This window comes from Janthinobacterium sp. GW821-FHT03C10 (assembly GCF_059420865.1).
The window spans coordinates 1-1,360 of record NZ_JBWKUN010000020.1; the positions used below are offsets into that span (position 1 = coordinate 1).

Below are 1,360 nucleotides of genomic sequence, written 5' to 3' on the forward strand. Positions count from 1 at the left end.
GGAGTGCTCGAAAGAGAACCAGTACACAGGTGCTGCATGGCTGTCGTCAGCTCGTGTCGTGAGATGTTGGGTTAAGTCCCGCAACGAGCGCAACCCTTGTCATTAGTTGCTACGAAAGGGCACTCTAATGAGACTGCCGGTGACAAACCGGAGGAAGGTGGGGATGACGTCAAGTCCTCATGGCCCTTATGGGTAGGGCTTCACACGTCATACAATGGTACATACAGAGCGCCGCCAACCCGCGAGGGGGAGCTAATCGCAGAAAGTGTATCGTAGTCCGGATTGTAGTCTGCAACTCGACTGCATGAAGTTGGAATCGCTAGTAATCGCGGATCAGCATGTCGCGGTGAATACGTTCCCGGGTCTTGTACACACCGCCCGTCACACCATGGGAGCGGGTTTTACCAGAAGTAGGTAGCTTAACCGTAAGGAGGGCGCTTACCACGGTAGGATTCGTGACTGGGGTGAAGTCGTAACAAGGTAGCCGTATCGGAAGGTGCGGCTGGATCACCTCCTTTCTAGAGTTTGCACGAATCATGTAAATGGTTCACGCATCAAATGTTCACACTTATCGGCTGTTTAAAAGAAGAAACAGTAGTCGTAGTAGCACCGCGTTGGGGCTGTAGCTCAGCTGGTTAGAGCACCGTGTTGATAACGCGGGGGTCGTTGGTTCGAGTCCAACCAGCCCTACCAGCTAATTAGTAAAATCTCAGGGGGATTAGCTCAGCTGGGAGAGCACCTGCTTTGCAAGCAGGGGGTCGTCGGTTCGATCCCGTCATCCTCCACCACGTTTTACCGAAAGTGCAAACGTAAGCCAGTCAGGTTTAGGTTTGATCTTTTAGCGATCAAAGCTGTTTCGTTCTTTAACAATCTGGAAGAAGTAAAGATTATTTATTGATCGGTTTGCCGTAAAAAGCGAATCGATGGGTAATGATTGTATGTATCAACAAACAAGCAACAACGTTGTACTTTCTTATCCCTGTAGCGCTCTTTGATTACCTAGTGATCAGAGGCTAACGTTATAGGGACAAGCGAATAAGTGCACATGGTGGATGCCTTGGCGATTACAGGCGATGAAGGACGTAGTAGCTTGCGATAAGCTGCGGGGAGTGAGCAAACACACTTTGATCCGCAGATTTCCGAATGGGGCAACCCACCCTTTTAGGGTATTGCATACTGAATACATAGGTATGCAAGGCGAACGCGGCGAACTGAAACATCTAAGTAGCTGCAGGAAAAGAAATCAACCGAGATTCCCAAAGTAGCGGCGAGCGAAATGGGAAGAGCCTGTACGTGATAGTCGGACCGATAACAGAATCCCCTGGAAATGGGAGCCATAGTGGGTGATAGCCCCGTATGT

General features: G+C 49.9%; 2 tRNA genes and 2 rRNA genes. All 4 read left to right on the top strand.

Annotated elements, in window-relative coordinates:
- Window positions 1-518 (top strand): 16S ribosomal RNA (locus AC07VH_RS29180); the annotation flags it as partial.
- 98 nt (window positions 519-616) lie between these two features.
- A tRNA-Ile gene (locus AC07VH_RS29185) sits at window positions 617-693 on the top strand.
- Between the two features lie 19 nt (window positions 694-712).
- Window positions 713-788 (top strand) — tRNA-Ala (locus AC07VH_RS29190).
- A 237-nt stretch (window positions 789-1,025) separates the two neighbouring features.
- Window positions 1,026-1,360, top strand: a 23S ribosomal RNA gene (locus AC07VH_RS29195); the annotation flags it as partial.